At 71.7% G+C, this 18507-nt stretch carries 13 protein-coding genes and 1 pseudogene; 4 read left to right on the top strand and 10 right to left on the bottom strand.

Annotated elements, in window-relative coordinates; all coding sequences use genetic code 11:
* Window positions 1-3: 3 nt before the first annotated feature.
* The 6 genes and pseudogenes from ftsW to EDD27_RS09170 all read right to left on the bottom strand — a co-directional run bounded on the left by ftsW (window position 4) and on the right by EDD27_RS09170 (window position 8678).
* Window positions 4-1299: a putative lipid II flippase FtsW gene (ftsW, locus tag EDD27_RS09200; RefSeq protein ID WP_421914984.1), complete on the bottom strand. Its 1296-nt coding sequence runs from the start codon at window positions 1297-1299 to the stop codon at window positions 4-6.
* Window positions 1283-2659, bottom strand: a complete 1377-nt coding sequence (gene murD, locus EDD27_RS09195; protein WP_127932017.1) for a UDP-N-acetylmuramoyl-L-alanine--D-glutamate ligase — start codon at window positions 2657-2659, stop codon at window positions 1283-1285. The genes ftsW and murD overlap by 17 nt, the downstream gene beginning before the upstream one ends.
* Window positions 2656-3714 carry a phospho-N-acetylmuramoyl-pentapeptide-transferase gene (gene mraY, locus EDD27_RS09190; RefSeq protein WP_127932016.1) on the bottom strand — a complete coding sequence of 353 codons (1059 nt, stop codon included), beginning with the start codon at window positions 3712-3714 and terminating at the stop codon, window positions 2656-2658. The genes murD and mraY overlap by 4 nt, the downstream gene beginning before the upstream one ends.
* A gap of 401 nt (window positions 3715-4115) precedes the next feature.
* Window positions 4116-5378 (bottom strand): annotated as a pseudogene (locus tag EDD27_RS09180) (UDP-N-acetylmuramoyl-tripeptide--D-alanyl-D-alanine ligase); the annotation flags it as partial.
* The gene (locus EDD27_RS09175; protein ID WP_127932015.1) at window positions 5378-6907 is read right to left on the bottom strand and encodes a UDP-N-acetylmuramoyl-L-alanyl-D-glutamate--2,6-diaminopimelate ligase; all 1530 of its coding nucleotides are present in this window, start codon (window positions 6905-6907) and stop codon (window positions 5378-5380) included. The gene EDD27_RS09175 and the pseudogene EDD27_RS09180, both read right to left, overlap by 1 nt.
* A 40-nt stretch (window positions 6908-6947) precedes the next feature.
* Entirely contained in the window at window positions 6948-8678 is a 1731-nt protein-coding gene (locus EDD27_RS09170; RefSeq protein WP_479680941.1) for a peptidoglycan D,D-transpeptidase FtsI family protein, read from the bottom strand.
* Window positions 8679-8837: 159 nt separating this feature from the next.
* On the opposite strand from EDD27_RS09170, the gene EDD27_RS09165 reads away from it, so the two are divergent.
* On the top strand, window positions 8838-9773 hold the full coding sequence (locus EDD27_RS09165; RefSeq protein ID WP_127932014.1) for a hypothetical protein: 936 nt from the start codon (window positions 8838-8840) through the stop codon (window positions 9771-9773).
* 131 nt (window positions 9774-9904) lie between these two features.
* Here EDD27_RS09165 and EDD27_RS09160 read toward each other — a convergent pair whose 3' ends face one another.
* From EDD27_RS09160 to mraZ, 3 genes are all read right to left on the bottom strand, one after another.
* Window positions 9905-10450: a hypothetical protein gene (locus EDD27_RS09160; RefSeq protein WP_127932013.1), complete on the bottom strand. Its 546-nt coding sequence runs from the start codon at window positions 10448-10450 to the stop codon at window positions 9905-9907.
* Window positions 10440-11405: a 16S rRNA (cytosine(1402)-N(4))-methyltransferase RsmH gene (rsmH, locus tag EDD27_RS09155; RefSeq protein ID WP_127932012.1), complete on the bottom strand. Its 966-nt coding sequence runs from the start codon at window positions 11403-11405 to the stop codon at window positions 10440-10442. The genes EDD27_RS09160 and rsmH overlap by 11 nt, the downstream gene beginning before the upstream one ends.
* 221 nt (window positions 11406-11626) lie before the next feature.
* On the bottom strand, window positions 11627-12058 hold the full coding sequence (gene mraZ, locus EDD27_RS09150) for a division/cell wall cluster transcriptional repressor MraZ (protein WP_127932011.1): 432 nt from the start codon (window positions 12056-12058) through the stop codon (window positions 11627-11629).
* Window positions 12059-12522: 464 nt separating this feature from the next.
* On the opposite strand from mraZ, the gene EDD27_RS09145 reads away from it, so the two are divergent.
* Genes EDD27_RS09145 through EDD27_RS09135 form a run of 3 tightly spaced genes read left to right on the top strand, consistent with a single transcriptional unit; the run spans window position 12523 to window position 17262 of the window.
* A complete protein-coding gene (locus EDD27_RS09145) occupies window positions 12523-13500 on the top strand; it encodes an AAA family ATPase (protein ID WP_127932010.1) in 978 nt (325 codons plus the stop codon).
* A 55-nt stretch (window positions 13501-13555) separates the two neighbouring features.
* A complete protein-coding gene (locus tag EDD27_RS09140; RefSeq protein ID WP_127932009.1) occupies window positions 13556-14818 on the top strand; it encodes a DUF58 domain-containing protein in 1263 nt (420 codons plus the stop codon).
* Entirely contained in the window at window positions 14815-17262 is a 2448-nt protein-coding gene (locus EDD27_RS09135; RefSeq protein ID WP_127932008.1) for a transglutaminase TgpA family protein, read from the top strand. Before EDD27_RS09140 ends, EDD27_RS09135 begins: the two co-directional genes overlap by 4 nt.
* 704 nt (window positions 17263-17966) lie before the next feature.
* Here EDD27_RS09135 and EDD27_RS09130 read toward each other — a convergent pair.
* Entirely contained in the window at window positions 17967-18383 is a 417-nt protein-coding gene (locus EDD27_RS09130; protein ID WP_127940572.1) for a DUF3040 domain-containing protein, read from the bottom strand.
* Window positions 18384-18507: the final 124 nt, after the last annotated feature.

The raw sequence follows: 18507 nt of genomic DNA, 5'->3' as shown, positions 1-18507 counted from the left end.
TCCCTAACGTGTCACTCGGCGTCTGGTCGTACCTCCCAGGCCAAGCCAGCTTAGGGCCCGGGCGGCGGGTCCGGGGCCACGGGCCGCCAACGCCTCCCGCGCCCCCGGCTCGCGCTTGGCGAACGACAACAGCATGCCGAGCGCGGCGAGCGTGGGCAGCAGCGCGGATCCCCCGTACGAGACCAGCGGGAGGGGGATGCCGGTGATCGGCAGCACGCCGAGCACCGCGCCCATGTTGACGGTGGCCTGCCCGACGATCCAGGCCACCATGGCGGCGGCCGCCAGCCTGATGAAGGGATCGTTGACCCGCACCGCGACCCGCAACCCGGCATAGCCCAGCAGCCCGAACAGCGCCACCACCATCAGCGTGCCCATCAGCCCGAGCTCCTCACCGACGATGGCGAAGATGAAGTCGCTCTCGCCGTGCGGCAGCCAGCTCCACTTCTGCCGGCTGCTGCCGAGCCCGAGCCCGAACCAGCTGCCCGAGCCCATCGCGATCTGTCCCTGCACGGCCTGGTAGCCGGCGCCCTGCGCGTCGGCCCACGGGTCGAGGAAGGCGCCGATGCGCGCCATCCGGTACGGCTCCACCTTGATCATGATGATCGCGGCCAGCATCGCCAGCGCCATGATGCCGCCGAACAGCTTGACCGGCGCGCCCACCACCCACAGCAGGGCCAGGAAGATCATGAACAGCACCAGCGTGGTGCCCAGGTCGCGGCCCAGCATGACGAGGACGGCCAGGATCGCGGTGCCCGGCATGAGCGGGATCAGCAGCTGCCGCCACTCGATCCGGCCCTGCCGCGCCCGTCTGGCCAGCAGGTCGGCGCCCCACAGCACGAGCCCGAGCTTGGCGGGCTCCGACGGCTGGATGGTCAGCGGGCCGATGTAGATCCACCGTTGCGCGCCCAGCTCGGACGAGCCGATGAACAGCACCATGACGAGCGCGAGGATCGACAGTGCCATCACCGGGTAGCCCGCCCAGCGGAAGAACTTGACCGGCAGGCGCGAGCAGGCGTACATGAGGGGCAGGCCGATCGCGGCCGACAGCGACTGCTTGATGAACCACGAGAACGGGCTGCCGGTCTTCTGCAGCGCCTCGATGCTGGAGGCCGACAACACCATCATCAGGCCCAGCGCGAGCAGCAGCGCGCTGCACATGATGATCAGGTAGTAGGTGGTCAGCGGCTTTTCGAGCAGTTCCTTCAGCGTGGCCAGTTGCTCGGGGAACGGGCTGCCCGGCCTCTTCGCGGCGCCCGGCCTCTTCGCGGCGCCCGGCCGCTCCTCAGCGGTCGTGCTCACGCCGCCGCCTCAGCTCGCGTACGGCACGGGCGAAGGCCTCCCCTCGCGCGGGATAGCCGGCGAACATGTCCAGGGAGGCCGCCGACGGGGAGAGGAGCACCGTGTCGCCTGGGGATGCCAGGCGGGCGGCTTCGGTGACGACTCTGTCCATCGCACCAGTGTCCCGATCGGAGATGTCCACGACGGGGACATTCGGGGCGTGTCGCGCGATGGCTTCGGCGATCATGGCCCGATCGACGCCGAGCAGCACCGCGCCGCGCAGCCGGGGGGCGGCCTGGCGTACCAGGTCGTCGACGTCGGCGCCTTTGAGCTGGCCGCCCGCCACCCACACGATCGACGGGTACGACGCCAGCGCCGCGGCGGCGGCGTGCGGGTTGGTGGCCTTGGAGTCGTCGACGTAGTCCACCTCGCCGATCCTGTCGACGTGGGACAGGCGGTGCGGGTCGGGCGTGAAGTCCCGCAGGCCGCGCGCCACCGCCTCCGACGGCACGCCGAGCGAGCGGGCCAGGGCGGCGGCGGCCAGCGCGTTGGCCACGTTGTGCGGCGCGAACGGCCGCACGTCCTCGAGCGTCGCCAGCTCCTCGGCCGCCTCCACCGGGTCGGCCACGAACGCCCGGTCCACCAGCAGGTCCTCGACCACGCCGATCTCGCCGCTCTTGGGCACCCTGAGCGTGAACCCGACGGCCCCCGGGTAGGGCGCGGCCAGCCGGGTCGCCTCGGGGTCGTCGGCGTTGAAGATCACGGTGCCGGCGCGCTCGTAGATGCGGCCCTTGGCGGCGGCGTACGCCTCCATGGAGCCGTGCCAGTCGAGGTGGTCGGGGGCGACGTTCAGGATGGCCGCGGCGTGCGGTGCCAGCGTGCTCGACCAGTGCAGCTGGAAGCTGGACAGCTCGACCGCCAGCACGTCGTACGGCTCGCAGACGGCCCGCACCACGGGAACGCCCACGTTGCCCACGGCCAGGGCCTTGTGCCCGGCGGCGAGGAGGATGGAGGTGAGCATGCGGACGGCGGTGGTCTTGCCGTTGGTGCCGGTCAGCGCCAGCCACGGGGCGGCCTGGGCCGGGCGCAGCCGCCAGGCCAGCTCCACCTCGCCCACGACGTCGACCCCGGCCTCCGCGGCCGCGGCGATGAGCGGATGGTGCGGCGCCCAGCCGGTGGTGACCAGCCGGGCGGCGCCCTCGGGCAGCGTCATCTCCCCGAACCGGGTCTCGACGCCGAGCCTGGCCAGCTCGGCCGCGGCGGCCAGCTGCGGCTCCCCCGCCACGGACTCCACGACCACGACCCGCTCGCCGCGCTCGGCCAGCGCCCTGGCCACGGCGGTGCCGGACACACCGAGCCCGGCGACGCAGGTCACGCTCATCTGGGCATCCATTCGACATAGAACAGCCCGAGCCCGAGCGCCGCGCAGAGCATCGCGATGAGCCAGAAGCGGACCACGATCGTGGTCTCCGCCCAGCCCTTCAGCTCGAAGTGGTGCTGCAGCGGCGCCATCCTGAACACCCGTTTGCCGGTCATCTTGAAGAACCCGACCTGAATGATCACCGACATCGTGATGATCACGCACAGGCCGGCGAGGATGATCAGCAGCAGCTGGGTGCGTGTGGCGATGGCCAGCCCCGCCAGCACGCCGCCCAGGGCCAGCGAGCCGGTGTCACCCATGAAGATCCGGGCGGGCGGGGCGTTCCACCACAGGAAGCCGATGAGCGCCCCGAGCACGGCGGCGGCCACCACGGCGAGGTCGAGCGGATCTCGTACCCAGTAGCAGTTGGGGCCGAGCTGGTCGATGCAGTTGTTGCGCAGCTGCCAGTTGCCGATCAGCACGTACGCTCCCAGCACCACCCCGGCCGCGCCGCTGGCCAGGCCGTCCAGGCCGTCGGTGAGGTTGACCGCGTTGGAGAAGCCGACGATCATGATGAGTACCCAGATGGTGAACCCGGCCAGGCCGATCGACGGGGGGCCGAAGTCGCGAAGGAACGACAGACGGGTCTCGGCGGGGGTGATGCCGTAGACGTTCGGCTGGCGGACCACCAGGAACGCGAAGACCGCGCCGACGATGAGCTGGCCGAGCGCCTTGGCGCCGCTGCGCAGGCCGAGGCTGCGCTGCTTGTAGATCTTGATGAAGTCGTCGAGGAACCCGACCGCGCCGAGCCCCGTCATGAGGAACAGCACCAGCATGCCCGACACGGTCGGCGGGGTGAGCGTGGCCGCGTGGGAAGCGCCGTAGGCGAACAGCGCGGCCAGCACGAACACCGTGCCACCCATGGTGGGGGTGCCCCGCTTGCCGTGGTGGGCCTGAACGCCCTCCTCGCGGATCTGCTGGCCGTAGCCGCGCCGCGAGAACAGCCTGATCGCCAGCGGGGTGCCCAGCATCGACAGGACCAGCCCGATCGCGCCGGCGATGACAATGTTGATCACTGGGCGGCACCCCCGAGCAGGAGCTCGGCGGTCCGCTCCAGGCCCATCGCCCTCGGCCCCTTGATCAGCACCGCGTCACCGGGGCGCAGCCACCGGTTCAGCTCGGCCGCGGCCGCCTCGGCGTCGGGCACGTGCACGATCCGCGTCGGATGCGCCCCTCCCCCACCAAGCGGCCCTCCGAACGGTCCTGCACCACCCGAAGGCGGCTGCCACGCCTGCTGCGGCTCCTGCCCGCCCTGCGGCTGCTGCGGCACACCGGCGTCGGGTGCCTGCCAGACGTCCTGGGCACCCTCCTGCGGGCCGGGCGCCTGCGCGCCCGGCGGGGGCGCCACCGGCGAAGGGGCTCCGGGTCCCTGAGGGCCGGGAACGGGCTGCGGGCCCGAGACCGGGGTGACGGGGCCGTGCGGCACGCCTGGCGCGGTGGTGGCGGCCTGGGCGGCGGCGTGGGCCCCCTGCAGGACCGGTTCGGCGTCCGGGCCGGCCACGATGAGACCGGCAAGACCGGCGCTGCCGGCCAGGCGGCCCAGTTCGGCGTTCAGCGCGGGCCCTTCGTCGCCCAGCTCCCGGAGCGCCGCGATGACGGCGAAGCGCCGCCGCCCGCGGCCCAGCACCTCGAACGTCTCGAACGCGGCCCGCATGGAGTCCGGATTGGCGTTGTACGCGTCATTGATCACCGTCACCCCGTCGGCCCGGTCGGTGACCTCCATCCGCCACCGGCTGCGCGGCGTGGCCTGCGACAGCTCCTCGGCGATGGTGGCGACGGGCAGCCCGAGCTCATATCCGGCCGCCGCGGCCGCAAGCGCGTTCTCGACCGCGTGCGCCCCGTACAGCTTCAGGGACACGTGCGCGGACCCCGACGGGGTGCGCAGCGTGAACGAGGCCCGCCCGCGGACGTCCACCACGACGTTCTCGGCCCGGATCGCCGCGTCCTCGCCCCGCCCGAAGTACGTGACCCGCGCGTCGGTGCGCGAGGCCATCTCCCGCACGTACGGGTCGTCGGCGTTGAGCACGGCCACGCCGGTGCGCGGCAGCGCCTCCACCAGCTCGCCCTTGGCCTTGGCGATGGCCTCCTTGCCGCCGAACACGCCCAGGTGCGCGGTGCCGACGTTGAGCACCACGCCGATCTGCGGCGGCGCGATGCGGGTCAGGTCCTTGATGTGGCCGAGGTTGCGCGCGGCCAGCTCCAGCACCATGAACCGGGTGCCGGCGTCGGCGCGCAGCACGGTCAGCGGGTGGCCGAGCTCGTTGTTGAAGCTGCCCATGGGGGCGATGGTGGGTCCGATCCGGCCGGTGATCCTGGCCAGCAGGTCCTTGGTCGTGGTCTTGCCCGCCGAGCCGGTCACGCCGATCACGGTGGCGTCGGGCAGCGCGGCGACCTGGGCGGCGGCCAGCTCGGCCAGCGCGGCGGCGGCGTCGGGCACGATCACCGCGGGCGCCTCGACCGGCCGGGTGGCCAGGATGGCGACGGCTCCGGCCCGGATCGCCTGCGCGGCGTAGTCGTGACCGTCGACCCGCGCGCCCCTGAAGGCGACGAACAGCGATCCCGGTTCTACGGCCCGCGAGTCGATCACGACGGGCCCGCGCACCACCGCGCGGGGATCGGCCATGCCCGACAGGGCGCCCGATGTTATCTCGGCGATCCTGGCCAGAGGCAACGGGATCATTAGTGCTTCCTGCTTTCCTTGCGTGCGTCGATCGCCTCGGCGACCATCTCCCGGTCGTCGAAGGGGATCACCTCGCCTGATATGTATTGGCCCTGCTCGTGACCCTTGCCTGCCACGACGATCACGTCGCCGCGCCCGGCGCCGGCGATCGCCAGGCCGATGGCGGCCGCGCGGTCGGGCTCAATGATCACATGAGCGCGGTCGTGCTGCGGAACGCGGAGCGCTCCCTCCATCATCGTCGCGAGGATGGCGAGCGGATCCTCCGAGCGGGGATTGTCGCTCGTGAAAATGGCCACATCTGCCAACTGCGCGGCGATCTCACCCATGATGGGCCTTTTGCCCTTGTCGCGGTCGCCGCCGCAGCCGAGCACGATCACGAGCCTGCCCGCGGTGACGGTACGCAGCGACCGCAGCACCGACTCCACGGCACCCGGCTTGTGGGAGTAGTCCACGATCGCCTGGAACTCGTCGTCGGCGGTCGTGATGCGCTGCATGCGCCCCGGCACGCCGGTGAGCGTGCCGACGCCGTGCACGGCGGTCTGGAGCGGCACCCCGGCCTCGACCAGCGTGACGATGGCTCCGAGCGCGTTGGCGACGTTGAACGGCCCCGGCAGCGCGATCTGCGCGTCGGCCTCGACCCCGCCCGGCCCGACCACCCGGAACGCGCTGCCGTCGGCGCCGAGCCTGACCTCCAGCGCCCGCCAGGCGGCCTCCGGGTCGCCCTGCGCCGAGAACGTCGTCATCGGCACCTTCGCCAGGTCCAGCAGCTCGCGGCCGTAGCGGTCGTCGATGTTGGTCACGCCGATCCGGCTCAGCTCCGGCTGGAACAGCCGCACCTTGGTGGCGAAGTAGTCCTCGAAGTCCTTGTGGAAGTCGAGGTGGTCCTGGGACAGGTTGGTGAACAGGGCCACGTCGTAGTAGACGCCGTCGATCCTGCCGAGGGCGAGCGCGTGGCTGGAGACCTCCATGGCGGCCGCGCCGACGCCCTCCTCGCGCATCAGCGCGAACAGGCCGTGCAGCACCGACGCCTCCGGCGTGGTCAGCGTCGGCTGGAAGCGCAGGTCGCCCGCGTGGATCTCGACGCCGCCCACCAGGCCCGTCCGGTGCCCGGCGGCCCGCAGGCCCGCATCCAGCATGAACGTGGTGGTGGACTTGCCGCTGGTGCCGGTCACGCCGAGGATCTGGATGTCGTGGGCCGGCTGCCCGTACACCCAGGCGGAGATCTGTCCGAGCAGGGCGCGCGGGTCGGGCACGATCAGCACGGGCAGCCCGGTGGCGACGGCCGCCTCGCGGCCCTCCCTATCGGTGAGGACGGCCACCGCGCCGCCGGCCATCGCCTCGGGGGCGAAAGCCGCGCCGTGGGCGCGGCTGCCGGGCAGCGCCACGTAGAGATCCCCGCGTCTGACGTCGCGGGAGTCGATGGTGACGCCGGTCAGAGCGGCGTGTGGCGAGCGCGAGCTGCCCGAATCGGCATCGAGCATGGTCGCCAGCCCGGTCAGCGGGCGGGGCGGATTGGTCGTTGGACGCATAGACGACGGGGGACGCACGGCGGCAGCGTACCTTCCCTGGTCACTGTCCCGCGCGCGTACGCACCGGCGCCGCGACGGAGCCTGTGGGAGGAATCTTCTTGCTCTTGATGGCGAACGTCATCACATCCTTGAACACCGGGGCCGCCAACTGCCCGCCGAAGTGGCCGTTCTTCGGGTTCTGCAGCACCGACAGCACCACCAGCCTGGGCTTGTCCGCGGGGCTGAACCCCGCGAAGGAGGCAGTGTAGCCGTCGTAACGACCCAGTTCGGCGTCGTAACGGTTGGCCGTGCCCGTCTTGCCCGCCACCCGGTAGCCGGGAATGGCGGCCAGGTGGCCGGTGCCCTCCTCGCCCACCGCGCTCTCCAGCATCGTCGCGATCTCCTTCGCCGTCGTCTGGCTCACCACTCTGGTGTGCTTACCAGCGGGAGCGGGCACGAACCTCCCCGAGCTGTCCGTGGTCCCCGCGACGATCTGCGGCTCGACCTTGACGCCTCCGTTGGCGATGGTCTGGTAGACGCTGGCCATCTGCAACGCCGTCACCGACACGCCCTGGCCGTAGGCGACGGTGCAGCTCTGGCTGCCCGACCACTTCCTGTAGTCGGGCAGCAGACCCGCCTCGGCGCCGGGCACGCCGCCGCCCGGCGCGGTGCCGAAGCCGAACGCCTTCAGCATCTGGTACAGGCGCGCGCTGCCGACCTTGCGCGCGGCCATGATCGTGGCCACGTTGCTGGACTGGGCCATCGCCTGGCGGAACGTCATCGACTCCGCCGCGTGCGCGTGGGCGTCCTTCAGCACCTGGTCGGCGCACCTGATCCGGTCGGGCACATGGAACACGGTGTCGGGGGTCACGGCACGGGCCTCGAGCGCGGCGGCGGCGGTGATCACCTTGTTGGTGCTGCCGGGCTCGAACACGTCGGCGGCGGCCTTGTTGATCTGGCTGGACTGCGGGGACTTGCGCCAGTTGTTCAGGTCGAGCTCGGGGGCGTTGGCCATGGCGACGATCTGGGCGGTCTGGACGTCCATGACGATCACGCTGCCGCTGTCCGCGCCGGACTTCTGGACCTGCTCGCGGATCGACTTCTGGGCGGCCCATTGGATGTCACGGTCGATGGTCAGCCGTATGTCCTGGCCGTCCATGGGGGCGGTGCGCTGGCTGCTGGTCATCGGGATGCGCTGGCCATCGCGGCCGGTCTCGACACGTTGCTTGCCGTCCCGGCCGGCCAGCACCGTGTTCCTGGCCTGCTCCATGCCGGCCAGGCCGCTGCCCTCGTCGCCGACGAAGCCGATGAGGCTGCCCGCCAAGTCGCCCGCCGGGTAGAGCCTGCGGTAGGTCTTCTTGGCCGACAACGCCGGCACGCCCGCCTGCAGCAGGCGGGTGGCCACGACAGGGTCGACGTCCGTGGCCAGGCGCTGGTAGCGGGTATCCGTTCTGGCCAGTTTGGCGGCCATGTCCTGCTCGCTCTTGCCGAGTTGCCTGGCCAGGATCGTGGCGACCTTCCCGCGAACGTCGGCGCTGATCTTGGACGGGTCGATCGACAACTCCCGGGCCTCGACGGTCACGGCCAGATCGTGGCCGTTGACGTCGGTGATCGAGCCACGTTTGGCGGGGATGGTCTCGGTGTGCTGGCGCTGGTCCGCGGCGGCGGCCTCGTAGACCTTGGAGTCCAGGCCCTGCATCTGGATCAGCCGGCCGGCGAAGATCGACAGCACGAACGTCATGCCGATCAGGCCGATGTTGATGCGCCTGCGCGGGCTGCCCAGCCGCAGCACCAGGGGTGGCCTCGGCGGGCGCGGCGGCGTGGGGGGCCGCCGCCCCGGGCCGCTGGGTGGCGGTACGTCTCCGCCGCGGCGCACCGCCACCCGCTCACGACCGCGCACCTGCTCGGACCGGGAACCCCCGGTCTGCGCCCGGCGCAGCGGCCCGTCTCCATGCCTGTCACGACCGCGCAGGCCGTCCTCCGGCCCGCCCCGGCGCCGGAGTCCGTCATCTTGCGGAGACCGGCTCCGCGGGTCGTCATCCTGCCGGGACCGGCTCCGCGGGTCGTCATCCTGCCGGGACCGGCTCCGCGGGTCGTCGTCACGTATGTCGCGGCGGCGGGGGTCTTCGGCGTCCGGCCGCGTGCCGGCGCGGCGGGCCCGGGGACGGCCCGCCGTCGTGTCGGACGGCGGGCCGTCCCCGCGTCCGCGCACCCGCTCGTCGCCCCCTTGAACGCGGCCTCGGAGCCGGTCGTCCCGTCCAGGGGACGGAGGACGGGGACGGCCGCCTGCGTCGCGGCTCCTCGCGCGATCGCCCTCTTCGCGCGGCCGCCTGCGTACGCCTCCGTCGTCGCCGGCGGCACCGCGGGGGCGCGCTCGAGGCCCGTCGTCTCCCGCCCGGCCGCGCGCGCCGTCCCTCTGGACGCGCGCGCTCTCACCCGGAGCACGTGTGCCGTCGCGCCGGACACGCGTGCCGTCACCTCGGGCACGTGTGCCATCACGCCGGTCAGGTGTGCCATCACGCCGAGCACGCGTGCCATCGCCCCGGTCAGGTGTGCCATCACGCCGGGCACGCGTGCCGTCGCCCCGGGCGCGTGTGCCGTCACCGCGCATGCGGGTGCCGTCGTCCTGGGAGCGGGGTCGGTCGTCGTCCCGGCGGGCGCGCCCGGAACCGCCGGTCCCGTCCCGCCGGGCCCGGTCGGAGCCCGCCGAGCGGGGGCGGCCGGCGTCGGGGCGGCGAGCGTCCCCGGATTCGCCGTCCGCCGGGTCCTGCGGGGAGCGGCCGCGGAAGGCGTCGTCGTGCCCGAACGGCAGGTCCAGGGGATCGGGCCGCTTGCGTGGCTGGCGCGGCGGGTTCTCCGGCGACGCCGGGCGGCCCGCCCCCTCTGAACGGGCAGAGCCGCCTTGGCGCCCTGCCCGTCCCGGGCCGCCCGGCGTACGGCGAACGGCGCCGGGCCCTCCTTGAGAGCCGGCGCCGCCAGCACCGCGGCCGGGACCCTGTCCCCTGCCGCCTGAGTCCCTCACCGCTCCGTGTCCACCTGGCCGACCCGGTCACCGGCGCTGGTCCAGCCGTTGACGTTGTCCCAGTCGGGCTGCTGCCCCTGCTGCTCGGCCAGCTTGGCGATCGCGTCGGGCTGCGTCTTGAGCTGATATTCCTGCTCGAGCTTCTCGTTCTCCCGCCGCGCCACTGCGATCTCCTCGCGCAGGGTCGCGTCAGTGATGGTGTCCTGGGCCAGCATGGTGTTGAGCAGCAGCAGGCTGACCAGGCCGCCGGACATCAGCCCGACGACGAGCAGCACGAACGGCGTGCGCTGGCGGCGCGCGGGACGCGGCCGCGGCACGGGACGGGCGCTCGCCCGCGCCTCGCGCGCGCTCTCCGCGCCGGTCCGCAGCTCTTCCGCGGCGCTCTGCCCGCCGACGGGGGCGCGCTTGGCGCCGGTGTCGGGGCGCGTGTCAGGACGGGGCCGCGGCTTGGACTGGTGCGGCGCCGCGTACCGGCGCGTGCCCGTCTTGGGCACCGCGCGACGGGCGGCCGCACCCCGGCCGGTCTCCTGCTCAGTCGTCAACACGGATCCTCTCTGCCGCCCGTAGCCGGGCAGAGGCCGCCCGCGGGTTGCGGGCGAGCTCTTCTTCGCTTGGGAGCTCTGCTCCCCTCGTCAGCATGCGGAACCTGGGCTGATGAGCCTCCAGCGGGACGGGCAGCCCGGGGGGGCTGGTGTCCCTGGTTCGCGCCGTGAGGGCCTGCTTGGTGAGCCGGTCCTCGAGTGAGTGGTACGAGAGCACGACGACCCGCCCACCCAGCGCCAGTGCGTCGAGCGCCGCCGGAAGCGCCACCTCCAGGGCGGTCAGCTCCGCGTTCACCTCGATGCGCAGCGCCTGAAAAGTCCTCTTGGCGGGGTTTCCCCCGGTGCGCCGAGTTGCGGCGGGAATCGCCTCGCGAACGATGTCCGCTAGCCGCTTCGTCGAGGTTATTGCCTCTTTAGCCCGTTCCTTGATGATCAGGTTCGCGACACGCGGAGCGAATCGTTCCTCGCCGTAGTCGCGCAGGATCCGGGTCAGCTCCGCGTGCGAGTAGGTGTTGACCACCGTCTCCGCCGTCAGCTCCTGCTCCGTGTCCATCCGCATGTCGAGAGGCGCGTCGTAGGAATAGGCGAACCCGCGCTCGGCCTCGTCCAGTTGCGGCGAGGAGACCCCCAGGTCGAACAGCACTCCGTTGACCGTCCTGTGCCCCGATCGGGCGAGGATCTCGGCCATCTCACCGGAGGAGGCGTGGACCAGGGTGATCCGTCCTGCGTACGGGCTCAGCCTGCGGGCCGAGAACTCGATCGCGAACGGGTCGCGGTCGATCCCGATCAGGTGCAGCGCCGGGTAGGCGGCGAGCAGGGCCTCCGAGTGGCCGCCGAGGCCGAGGTTGGCGTCGACGACGACCGGCGCCGGCCCGGACAGCGCGGGACCGAGCAGCTCCAGAACGCGCTCGAGCATCACCGGAACGTGACCGCCGGTGCCGACGTTGTCGTCCATCTCCAAACCCCCCTCTCGCGCCCTTGCTCGCGGATGACGCGGTTATCGGTCGATCGTGGTCATTCCTGGGTCCCCACCCGGCGCCGCCCGGCCAGGTCCCCATCCGCACCCTCTTCGTGGACGTCTGCCCTCTGACACCGGGGAAGGTGCATCAGTTGGCGGACAGTGGTTGCGGGTGGAGACCTCGCCGAACGACATCACCGACGGATCGACCGTGACTCCTACAAGATCCCTGGCAGCACCTCCTCCGACAGATCGGCGAACGCCTGCTCCTGTTGGCTGAGGTAGGTGTCCCAAGCCCCCGCGTCCCAGATCTCCAGCCGGGTGTTGGCCCCGATGACAACGCAGTCACGCTCCAGACCGGCGTATTGACGCAGGCTCTGCGGGATCGTGATGCGTCCTTGTTTGTCTGGCTTCTCGTCGGACGCGCTGGCGAAGAAGACGCGGCTGTAGTCACGCACCGCCTTGGCGGTGACCGGGGCGGTGCTGAGAGCCTCGGTAATGCGCTGGAACTCCTCCACGGGAAAGACGTAGAGGCATCGCTCCTGGCCTTTGGTGATCACAAGACCCTCCGCCAGCTCCTCACGGTACTTAGCCGGCAGGAACAGCCGTCCCTTGTCGTCCAGACGCGGTTGATGGGTGCCGAGGAACACCGGCCCCACCTCCCGTGCCTTGCGAAGCGCTCAGCGCTGGCGCACCGGGCTCTCCACTGCGCACCACCATACTCCACTTCTCCCCACCGTCAACTGATTCGAACCGTCTTCATCACTGGTTTCCGTTGCGTTACCGCAGGTCAGCGCGATGGAGGAGAGTGGAGGGCGGCGGGGGTGCGGTCAACCCTCATGGGCGTGTCGAGGGTTCAAAAGATCGAAGAAATAGGGGCCCCGGCCCTTCGCGGTGGTGCCGGTGGAGGAAAGTGGAGCGGATCGAGGGAGCTCTGTCACAGGATTCGCACGGGGATGCGACAAGAACGGGAACATCGCCCAGGTTCGCTGGAATATCCACAAATGTCGCTCGAGAACCCACAGCGTCGTAGGGTCGTAACCACAATGAAAAGGAATGGCATGGCTCCCGCAATGCAGCCCGGGACAGCCGTCGCACTTCTGATGGAGGCCTGGTGGCAGTAACCCATGACGTCCCTCCCCAGCTCGACGAGCTGGTCACCACAGCCCACCGGATCCGGGAAGCGATCGAATCGGTGATCGAGGGCAAGAGTGACGCCGTCCGCCTCACGCTGACCGTCCTGCTCGCCGAGGGCCACCTCCTGATCGAGGACGTCCCAGGAGTGGGCAAGACCATGCTGGCCAAGGCGCTGGCTCGTTCCATCGATTGTCCGGTCCGCCGGGTTCAGTTCACCCCCGACCTGCTGCCGAGCGACATCACCGGCGTGAGCGCGTACAACCAGCAGACCCGGGAGTTCGAGTTCAAGCCGGGACCCGTCTTCGCGAACATCGTCGTGGGCGACGAGATCAACCGCGCCTCCCCCAAGACCCAGTCCGCGCTGCTGGAGTGCATGGAGGAGCACCAGGTCACGGTGGACGGGGTGACGTACCAGCTCGACTCGCCGTTCATGGTGATCGCCACCCAGAACCCGATCGAGATGGAAGGCACCTATCCCCTGCCCGAGGCGCAGCGCGACCGCTTCACCGCCAGGGTCGCCATGGGCTACCCGGAGCCGACGGCCGAGCTGGAGATGCTCGACGTGCACGGCGGGACCTCGCCGCTGGACAAGCTGCAGCCGGTGGCCACCACGTCGGAGGTGCGCACGCTGATCGAGGCCGTACGCGGCGTCTATGTCTCGCAGGCGGTCAAGAAATACGCCATCGACCTGGTCGTGGCCACCCGGCACTCCCCCGACCTGCGGCTGGGCGCCTCGCCCCGGTCCACGCTGCAGCTGGTCAGGGCGGCCAGGGCGCACGCGGCACTGGCGGGACGCGACTACGTCATTCCCGACGACCTGCAGGACCTGGCCGTCCCCGTGCTGGCGCACCGGCTGCTGCCCAGCGTCGAGGCCCAGGGCCAGCGCCGCCTGCCGGAGCAGGTGGTGACCGACCTGATCAGGCGCGTGCCGGTGCCGGAGACCAGAGGCCGTTGATGGATCCGCAGCGAAGCGAGGACATCCATCAACGGCACGGGTTGAGCGAGGCGCGGTGAGGGCCGGGCTGCGGGCGCTGACCAGCAGGGGCAGATCGTTCCTCGCCTCCGGGATCGCGGCGCTGGTGATGGCGGTCTTCCTTGGCGAGAACGACCTGTTCAGGATCGGGGTGCTGGTGACGGCGCTGCCGCTGCTGGCCGCGATGGTGGTGGCGCGGACCCGCTACCGGCTCAGCTGCGCCAGGCGGCTCGACCCGCCCAGGGCCGAAGTGGGTGGCGAGTCCACCGTGACCCTGCGGCTGGAGAACGTCACCAGGCTGCCGACCGGACTGCTGCTCATCGAGGACACCGTCCCGTACGCGCTGGGCGTGCGGCCCAGGTTCGTCCTGGACCGGGTCGAGCCGCGGGGCGTGCGGGAGATCGACTACCGGGTGCGCTCGGACCTGCGCGGCCGCTACACGATCGGTCCGCTGTCGATCCGCATCGCCGACCCGTTCGGGCTGGTGGAGCTGACCCGCTCGTTCACGATCAGCGACACGCTCGTGGTGACGCCGCACGTGGCGGCGCTGCCGCACGTACGGCTGTCGGGCGAGTGGACGGGCGGCGGCGACAGCCGTACCAGGAGCGTGGCCGCCGCGGGCGACGACGACGTGGCGCCGCGCGAGTACCGGCAGGGCGACGACCTGCGGCGGGTGCACTGGCGCTCGACGGCCCGCCGCGGCGAGCTGATGGTGCGCCGCGAGGAGCAGCAGTGGCAGAGCCGCGGCGCGCTCCTGCTCGACACCCGCAGGCACGCGCACCGCGGCGAGGGGCCGCGCTCGTCGTTCGAGGTGGCGGTCTCGGCCGCGGCCTCCATCGGCGTGCACCTCGCCCGTGAGGGCCTGGGCCTGCGGCTGGTGACCGACCAGGGCCCTGAGCACCTGACGGACACCGGCCTGAGCTACTCGCTGCTCGACACCCTGGCCGTGGTACGGCACAGCCCGGCCCGCTCCCTGGAGATGGGCGTGTCCGCCCTGCGCCAGGGCGGCGGCGACGGGCTGATCGTGGCCGTGCTCGGCGCGCTGGACGCGGAGGAGGCAAGGGAACTGGCACGGCTGCGGCACAGCGGCATCACCGGGGTGGCGGTCCTGCTCGACGTGGGCACGTGGGACGGCGGCGACGCGGAGACGGCGGAGAACCACCAGGCCGCGCAGACCGTTCTGGCCGGATACGGCTGGCGCATCGTCCGGCTGCCCGCCGGCACCTCGATCGCGTCGGTCTGGCAGGACGCCGCCAACCGCGGCAGGTACGTGGTCAATCCCGCGGGAGGTGCCGCATGAGACTGACGATCGCCTCGGGCGTGGCCGCGTTCACCGCGGCCCTGCTGCTCTACCCGCTCTTCGAGGGCGGGACGTGGTTCTGGTCGTCGCTGGGCGCCGTGCTCGCGGTGGTGGCGGCGGGCCTGGTGAGCAGCCGGCTGTCGCTGCCGGCGTGGGCGGCGACACTCCTGGGCGTGGCCGCGACGTGGATCTACCTGACCGCGTCGTTCGCCGCCGAGAAGGCGTGGGCGGTGTTCGTGCCGACCAAGGGGTCGGTGGTGGAGCTGGGCCGGCTGCTCGGCGTCGGGTGGACCGACATCCAGCGGTTCGCCGCGCCCGTGCCCACGACGGACGGCATCACGCTGCTGACCGCCGGCGGGGTGGCGCTCATCGCGATCGCCGTGGACCTGTTCGCCGCGCGGCTGCGGCGGGCGGCGCTGGCCGGGCTGCCGCTGCTGGCGCTGGCCACGGTCCCGGCGACGATTCTGCCCGATCCGATCAGCTGGCCGGCGTTCATCATCGCCGCGCTCGGCTTCGTCGGCCTGCTGATCGCCGACGGGCGCGAGCGGGTGGGCCACTGGGGCCGGGCGGTGCTGGTGCGCCGCACGCGCATCGCGGCCGCGCCGTCCGCGAACGGTCCGCGGGCCTCCGCCGACACCAGCGGTCTGCGGCTGTCCGGCAAGCGGATCGGGTTCGCCGCGATCGTGCTGGCCGTGCTGGTGCCGGCGCTGCTGCCGGCGATGGAGCCGGTGTCGTTCTTCCAGTTCGGCGTGGGCGGCAGCGGTACGGGGGGCCGGGGCAACTCGATCAGCATCCCCAACCCGATCGCGCACCTGAAGGGTCAGCTGGACCTGCCGGAGCGGCAGACGGTCCTCACCTACGCCAACAACGACGACAAACCACGTTATCTGCGGATCTACGCGCTGGACACGTTCGACGGCCAGCAGTTCGGCATGACGCAGCCGAAGGGGTCTCCCGACAACAGGACGGACAACGGCCCCCTGCCGCCGCCGCCCGGGCTCACCGGGAATCCGAAGATCAACAATGTGCAGACCAACATCCAGATCAGCGACGAGGTCGATGACCTGAAGTTCCTGCCGCTGCCGTACCCGCCCAGGGAGATCCGGGTGGACGGCGACTGGCGGGCCGACGTCAGCTCGCTGATGGTCTTCTCCACCCGCGACGAGGCCGCGGGGCTGGAGTACGACGTGGCCACCAGCGAGCCGGAGCCGACCGCGGACCTGCTGGAGACGCTGGACGGCAACGCGGACGCGGTGGACCAGCGTTATCTGAGGCTGCCCGAGAACATCGATCCCGAGATCAAGGACCTGGCCGGCAAGGAGACCGCGGGCGCCACGTCGGATTACGACGCGGCGGTGAAGCTCCAGCAGTTCTTCACCAAGACCGGAGGCTTCACCTACACCCTGCGCACGCAGGGGCACGGCAGCTCGGCGCTGCGGGACTTCCTGCTGCGTGACCGGGCGGGCTACTGCGAGCAGTTCGCCGCGTCGATGGCGGTGCTGGCCAGGCTGGTCGGCATCCCGTCGCGGGTGGTGATCGGCTACACCGGCGGCACGAAGATCGGCAACCGGTGGGAGGTCAGCACGAGCGACTCCCACTCCTGGCCCGAACTGTACTTCGAGGGCGTGGGCTGGCTGCCGTTCGAGCCGACTCCGGCGGGGGTGCTCGGCCAGGGCAGCGCGCGGGTGCCCGCGTACACGCAGCCCGCGCCCACCCCGACGAACTCGTCCTCGGCGCCGACGCCGGGAGCCACCAGCTCCACGGCCACCGACGACGCGCTCGACCCGGCGGAGCGGCAGAACCCCCGCGCGCTCGACCGGGAGGCCCAGCTCAACTCGGGCACCCTGCCGGAGGAGGAGTCGATGCCGCTGATCGCCAAGATCGGCATCGGCGCCGGAGCGCTGCTCCTCGTCCTGCTGATCCCCGCGGGCGTGCGGCTGATCACCAGGAACCGGCGCGTGCGCACGCTGGGCTGGAAGGTGTCGCAGCCGTCGGACGAGCTGACGGCCAGGATCGTGTCGGGCGAGGGGACGGTGGGCCGGCATCCGTCGGTCGCCGCGGCCTGGGCCGAACTGGACGACATCCTGTACGACTACGGCATGGCCCGCGAGCCCAGCGAGACCCCGCGGGCGCTCGCACGGCGGCTGACCCAGCAGTACGAGTTCGACGCCGCGTCGGCGGCGGCCGTGTCCGCCATCGCGTCGTCGGTCGAGCGGGTGTTGTTCGCCCGTGACCCCGGCCGGATCGGGCCCTTGAAGAAGGACCTGCGTACGGTGCGGCAGGCGCTGGCGGCCACGGTGTCGCGCGGGCGGCGGGTGCGGGCGGTGCTGCTGCCCCCGTCGACGTTGCGCGGGCTGCGGGGTGTCGGGGAGCGCCTGCTCGACGGGTTCGACCTGCTGGAGACCATCAGGCTGCGGCGGACGGCGGCCCAGAAGGGCTCCTGAGGGGCGCAGCGAAAGGAGCGTGCGTCCGTCCCCGAGGGGGATGGACGCACGCTCCGTCGTTTCCGGGACGCCACGGTGCCGGTGCCCGATCGCCGCGTCCCTCGCGGCCGCGGCGGCGCGTTGACCAGGACGCCCTGTCCGGGACGCCTCCGCTTCAGGAACCCGCTTCCGGGGGGCTCACCACCCCCGAGCGGTGCCGGTCGTCCGTGGCCCTGGCCCGCGTAGGACGTCACCGACGCCGCCGGGTCCTCCCGACAGGAACACGACGCTCCCGCCCTCGGGCTCGCGGATGCGGGGAGTCCAGGGCGGTCTCCGGGCTCACGGTTGCGAGACGCCGAGGGCGGTCTCCAGGATCACGGTTGCGAGACACCGCGGGCGGTCTCCAGGATCACGGTTGCGAGACACCGCGGGCGGTCTCCAGGCCCACGGATGCGAAACGGCCAGGGGCCCGGCTCGGGTCGCCAGAAACGGATGCGCCCCCGAACCGTCTCCGGGTCCAGGGACGCGAACGCGACGCCTGGGCCCGTCCGGGGACGGCGAGCCTCGGCGTCGCGAGTCGTCGTTAGACCCAGGCACGCCGGCCTGGGTCTAATCTCTCTATCCGGGCATGGCGCCCGCGGGTCGTCCCTAGGGGGACCCGGCCCGGTGTCCCGCCGGTGGGGCGGGACGCCGTCGCGGCCGGGCCGGCCGTCGGAGCGGCCCGCTCAGCGTTCGTCGTGGCGGCGGCGCCAGCGCTCTTCCATGCGTTCCATGAAGGTGCCCCGGTTGCCCCGGTTGCCCCGGCGGGCCTGCTTGCCCGGTGGGGCCGCCGTGCCGGGGGCCGGCGCGGAGTCGCCGAACCCATTCATGCGTTTCCAACTGGACAGGCCCCACAGACACGCGGCGAGCATGACCACGAAACCGCCGACGCCGAGCGGGATCAGAGCGCTGCCGCTCATCACGACGCCGACCATCATGACGACGACGCCCAGAGCAAAGCCGATGATGGCCTTGATCAGACGACGCTTGTAATGGCTGCGCGGATCACTGATCCTTACGGTGTTGGCCCACTTCGGGTCCTCGGCGTAGAGGGCCTGCTCGATCTGGTCGAGCAAGCGCTGCTCGTGCTCAGAGAGCGGCACGGCGCCTCCCAAGGACGGCCCCAGGACGGGGAAGACGGCAACGGACGACACGGGGTGTCCGAACCTCGCGGTCGGTTATCCCCAGAATACGAGGCTGTAGACGTAGGCGAAAGCAAACGTCCAA

Origin of the sequence: Nonomuraea polychroma (genome assembly GCF_004011505.1) — a bacterium.
Classification (GTDB): Bacteria; Actinomycetota; Actinomycetes; order Streptosporangiales; family Streptosporangiaceae; genus Nonomuraea; species Nonomuraea polychroma.
This window is presented reverse-complemented; position numbering and strand designations above follow the sequence as displayed.